Raw genomic sequence first — 5830 nt, 5'->3', positions numbered from 1 at the left:
TCCTGATATTTCAAATCTGCACTCTCCTATTTTGTTGCCTGATTTGATAAAGGCAACGAATTTAATAATGCAAAATATAAGAGAAGAGAAAAGAATAAGAATTGTGGGAGATTATGATGTGGATGGAGTTACATCTACATTTATATTGTGTAAAGGTCTTAGAAATATTGGGGCAAATGTCGATTATAAGATTCCTCATCGAGTGGAAGATGGATATGGAATTAATGAAAATATAATAGATTATGCTAAAAATGATGGAATTGATTTAATAATAACTTGTGATAACGGGATAGCGGCTATGAAAGCTTTAGATCATGCTAATGATTTAGGAATTAATGTTATAATTACAGACCATCATGAAGTTCAATATGTAGATGGTGTTGAACAGTTGCCAACTGCTATAGCGATAATTAATCCGAAGAGAAGTTCTTCTAAATACCCTTTTAATGGTATATGTGGTGCTGTTGTTGCATTTAAGTTAATTCAACAACTATATGTTATAAACGGTAAAGATGAAGAAGAATTTATGAATGAATTTTTACCTTTTGCAACTATAGGAACAGTTTGCGATGTAATGAGTTTAGTTGATGAAAACAGAAATATAGTCGCTGAAGGAATTAAAAAGCTTAATGAAACATCAAATATTGGATTAAAAGCTATGATAGAAGTTTGTCAAATAGAAGGAAATTTAGATGTTTATCATATTGGATTTATAATTGGACCGACTATAAATTCTAGCGGAAGGCTAGAAAGTGCAGAGTTATCTTTGGAATTGTTTTTAGAGAGTAATTATTCTCAAGCCATAGTAATGGCAAAAGAGCTCAGAGAATTAAATCAGAAAAGACAAAAACTTACTGAAGAAGGATATTTAAAAGTAGATGAATTAATAGAAAAATATGAGTTAGATAAAAAACTTAGGATTTTAATGGTAAAAGAAACTTCAATTGATGAATCTATAATAGGAATTATAGCTGGTAGAATAAAAGAAAAATACAATAGACCCACACTGGTGTTTACAAAGAGCAGAAACTTTCTTAAAGCGTCAGGAAGAAGCATAGAAGAATATAATATGTTTGAAAACTTGGAAAAATACAAGGACAGGTTCAGGGCTTTTGGCGGACATAAAATGGCTTGTGGACTTAGTATTGATGAGGATAGACTAAAAGATTTTATTGTAGATGTGAATAATGATTCTAATTTATCAAAAGAAGATTTAGTAAAAAAATATATATAGATAGTATAGTTCCATTAGAGGATGTAAATTTTAATATGATTTCTGATTTAGAGATATTAAAGCCTTATGGAAATGGCAATCCTAAACCTATATTTGCAAGTTTAAATTTAAAAATTTTCAATTTTTCTGTTCTGGGTAAAAATAAAAATGTCTTAAAATTTGATGTATCTGATGGCAAAAATGTCAGGAAGGGACTCTATTTTAAAACCGTTGAAGAATTTATATTTGAACTTGGTAATGAATTAGGATTAATAGATGAAGTTTATAAGCTAGTGGACAATAAAAATAACAGTATTTTAGTTGATTTAGTATACAATCCTGTTATAAATGAATTTAGAGGTGTAAAAAATATAGAACTTCGTATTTCTAGTATGAGAGTTAGCAAAAAGAAGTTATAGATTGGTGATAGTATGATTGATAAACTAATAGAAAAAATTAAATTTTACAATCCAAATGCAAATTTTGAACAAATAAGATTGGCATTTGAAATAGCGAAAAAAAATCATGAAGGACAAAAGAGAAATTCAGGGGAAGACTACATAATACATCCTTTGAATGTTGCTATGATTTTAGCTGAAATGAATATGGATACTCCAACTATAATAGCTGGTTTGTTACATGATACTATTGAAGATACTGAAGTAACTTTTGAAGATGTGGAAAAAAATTTTGGTATTGAGATAGCTTACTTAGTTGATGGAGTAACTAAATTAAAAAAATTAAATTATAAAAATAAGCAGGAAAAGCAAGCCGAGAACATTAGAAAAATGGTATTGGCTATGGCGAAAGATATTAGAGTCATCATTGTTAAGCTAGCTGATAGGCTTCATAATATGAGAACTTTAGAGTATATGACTGACACTAAAAAACATGAAAAAGCTCTTGAAACTATAGAAATTTATGCTCCTATTGCTGATAGACTTGGTATGAGCAAGATAAAATGGGAATTGGAAGATTTATCTTTAAGATATATTGATCCGGACAAATACTATAAATTAGTAGACATGGTAAACAAGAGAAGACAGGAAAGAGAAGACTTAATAAATAGGATTATAGCGGAATTAAAACAAAATTTAACAAAATTAGGGATAGTTGCGGATATAAATGGTAGACCTAAGAACTTTTATTCTATTTATAAAAAAATGGAGTATAAAGGCAAAAATTTTGAAGAAATATATGATTTATCGGCAGTTAGAGTTCTTGTAGAGGATATTAAGGATTGTTATGGAGTTTTAGGTGTTGTTCATACTCTTTGGAAACCTATCCCGGGTAGGTTTAAAGACTATATAGCAATGCCAAAGCCTAATAAATATCAGTCATTGCATACAACAGTAATTGACAATCATGGAGAGACTTTTGAAGTACAAATAAGAACTTATGAAATGCATCAAACAGCTGAATATGGTATTGCTGCACATTGGAAATATAAGGCAGGTGTTTCAAAGAGTACAAGTTTTGATGAAAATTTAACATGGCTAAGACAACTTTTAGAATGGCAAAAAGATTTAAGTGACCCTAATGATTTTATGGAAACTTTAAAAGTGGATTTCTTTGCTGATGAAGTATTTGTATTTACACCTCAAGGAGATGTAATAAATTTACCTGAGGGTTCTACACCTTTGGATTTTGCTTATAGAATACACTCTCAAGTAGGAAATACTTGTACAGGTGCAAAAATTAATGGGAGAATTGTATCTTTAGATTATAAGTTAAAGAGCGGCGATATAATAGAAGTTATCACAAATCCTAATTCAGGACCTTCGCATGACTGGTTAAAGATTGTAAAAAGTCCACAGGCCAAGAAAAAGATAAATCAATATTTTAAAATTAAAGATAGAGAAAAGAATATTGAAAGAGGAAAAGAATCTTTAGAAAGAGAAGTAAAAAATTAGGGTATAGACCTCCTGAAGTTTTAAAGGAAGAATGGCTAGAAGAAATTAGAAAGAAAATTAATTTACTTTCAGTTGAAGATTTATACGCGGCAATAGGCTTCGGAACAGTTACAGTCGCTCAAGTAATGACTAGAATTAAAGATTTCTATAATGTTGAGCATAAAAATGATAAGTTAGAAGATATACCTTTAAAAACTGAGCCTAATAGAATTGCCAAAGGCGGGGTTGTTGTTGAAGGTGTAGATAATTTAAAAGTTAGATTTGCTAAGTGTTGCAATCCTGTTCCTGGTGATGATATTGTGGGATACATCACTTTTGGTAGAGGAATTTCTGTCCACAGAAGAGATTGTACAAATGTTTCTGATATAGAAAATGACCCAAGATTTATAGAGGTTAAGTGGGATACTAAAGAAGGAGATAGTTATAGTGCTCAATTTGAAGTTAGAGCACTTGATAAGGCCCATGTAATAGGAGATGTAGCAAATAGAATAAATGATTCTAAATTGAGTATGACGGCTTTAAATGCCAGAACTAAAGATGGAGATTTATTTGTTACAATAACTGTTGAAATAAAATCAATAGAAGAATTATCAAGACTTATTGAAAAGATAAAGCGAATAGAACACGTATTAGACGTATATAGAATGAAGGCATAATTATGAGGGCAGTTATACAAAGAGTAAAAAGAGCGTCAGTAGAAGTTGAAGAAAATACTATAGGCAAAATAGGATATGGCTTATTAATTTTATTAGGTATTGAGGCAGAAGATACTGATGAAGATTTTGAATATATTTATAAAAAAACTACCAATTTGAGAATATTTGATGATGAAAATGGAGTAATGAATTTAAGTATAAAAGATATTAATGGTGAAATTTTAGTAGTTAGTCAATTTACTTTATATGGTGATGTAAGAAAAGGGAATAGACCATCATATGTAAGAGCGGCAAAATTTGACTCAGGAATAAATTTCTACAATAAATTCATAGAAAAGCTTAAGGAAGATTCTATAAAGGTAGAGAGTGGAAAATATGGTGCAGATATGGATGTTGAATTTCTAAACCATGGCCCAGTTACTATTTTGTTAGATAGTAGAAAGGAATTTTAATATATGGAGAGAAAGTTTAAAATACTAAGACTTACGCTTGGGTCATATGCAACGAATTGTTATATTCTTTTTTCAAACAAAGAAGCTATAATAATTGACCCAGCAGCAGAGGCTGAAAAGATAATTAAAGCTATAGAAGACAATAATTTAAAGCCAATAAAAATACTTTTAACTCATGCACATCCAGACCATTTTGGAGCTTTAGACGAAGTTAGAAACCATTTTGGACTAGAGGCTTACATTTCTAAAAATGATGAAGAAATGTTAGAAAGAAGATCTAAGGAATTAAATAGAATGCTAGGAATAAATTCTTATTTAAAAGCTGAACATTATTATTCTGAAGGAGATATTATCAATTTTTCTGGAGGAGATATAAGAGTTTTGGAAACTCCTGGGCATACTCCTGGTGGAGTTTGTCTATTAATAGATGATATATTAATTTCAGGGGATACATTGTTCTATGGTTCAATAGGTAGAACTGATTTACCTGGAGGAGATTACGATACGTTAATGAGCTCATTGAAAAAACTAACTAATTTAAATGACAATATTTTAGTTTTACCAGGTCATGGACAAGAAACTCAAATAGGTTTTGAAAAAATCTACAATCCATTTTTGCAAAGACTATGATAAAAATAGAAATAGAAAACCAAGGTTTAGCACATGAAATTTATGAATTTTTAAGAATAATATTTCCCTCATATGAGAGGGGAAATTTTATGTGTGTAAAAATAGAAGATGAGTTATTAAAGATAAATAGTGATGAGTATAACTTTATAATTCCTATAAAAAAATCAACAAATTTACAAAGATATTTAAAGTTGGAGTTAATTAATCAACTGAAAGAAAATCAATTAGAAGTTCCGAAATGGGGAGTTCTTCATGGAATACGTCCTTTAAAATTAATCTATAATCTTCTTAAGGATAGAGATGAAGAAGGTGTTAGAAATTATTTGAAGAAAGAATATTCTGTAGCAGATGAAAAAATTAATTTAGCTTATGAAATTTTAAATATTCAAAAGGATATAATAAGTGAAAATATAGATAATTATAGTGTGTATGTTCACATACCATTTTGTCCTAGTAAATGCACTTATTGTTCATATCATACATTAAATAGTAAATCTAGTATGGTTGAAGATTATGTAAATAAACTTATCGAAGAAATAGAATTCGAATCTAAATATTTGAATAAAAATCCAAGTAGTATTTATATAGGTGGAGGAACACCTACTTCAATAGGTGTTAACAACTTAAATAATATTATAGAAATTCTAAAGGATAGCTTTGGAGATACAAAAGAATTTACAGTAGAGGCTGGAAGGGTTGAAACACTCACTGATGAAATGATTGAAATGCTATCAAATAATGAAGTTAATAGAATAAGTATAAATCCTCAATCTATGAATTTAAAGACAGTTAAGTCGATAAATAGAATAAACTCCATAGAAGAGCTTATAGAGTGTTATAATAAAGCCAAGCCAAAATTTAAAGATATAAATATGGATTTGATTATCGGGTTAGAAGATGAAACAGAAGAGGACTTCATAAATTCACTAGAGAGTGTGATAAAATTAAATCCAACCAATATAACTG

Annotated in this window: 5 protein-coding genes and 1 pseudogene; all 6 read left to right on the top strand. The window is 29.3% G+C overall.

The genetic code is table 11. The features are described 5' to 3' along the window. The coding region (gene recJ / locus HMPREF9129_RS06325; protein WP_004821634.1) for a single-stranded-DNA-specific exonuclease RecJ at positions 1–1234 on the top strand (1234 nt) is incomplete at its 5' end. 35 nt (positions 1235–1269) lie between these two features. Next, positions 1270–1632: a hypothetical protein gene (locus tag HMPREF9129_RS10660; RefSeq protein WP_004821631.1), complete on the top strand. Its 363-nt coding sequence runs from the start codon at positions 1270–1272 to the stop codon at positions 1630–1632. A gap of 12 nt (positions 1633–1644) precedes the next feature. After that, positions 1645–3782, top strand: a pseudogene (locus HMPREF9129_RS06320) (RelA/SpoT family protein). Positions 3783–3784: 2 nt separating this feature from the next. Continuing rightward, a complete protein-coding gene (gene dtd, locus HMPREF9129_RS06310; RefSeq protein ID WP_004821627.1) occupies positions 3785–4234 on the top strand; it encodes a D-aminoacyl-tRNA deacylase in 450 nt (149 codons plus the stop codon). Between the two features lie 3 nt (positions 4235–4237). Continuing rightward, positions 4238–4864, top strand: coding sequence for an MBL fold metallo-hydrolase (locus tag HMPREF9129_RS06305; protein WP_004821626.1), 627 nt, complete (start codon positions 4238–4240; stop codon positions 4862–4864). An 89-nt stretch (positions 4865–4953) separates the two neighbouring features. Beyond that, positions 4954–5830 (top strand): radical SAM protein (locus HMPREF9129_RS11710; protein ID WP_169311339.1); only part of this gene is annotated, 877 nt, incomplete at its 3' end.

Source organism: Peptoniphilus indolicus ATCC 29427 (assembly GCF_000227315.1).
Classification (GTDB): Bacteria; Bacillota; Clostridia; order Tissierellales; family Peptoniphilaceae; genus Peptoniphilus; species Peptoniphilus indolicus.
The sequence above is the reverse complement of the archived record's forward strand: the minus strand, read 5'-3'. Positions and strand labels throughout refer to the sequence as shown.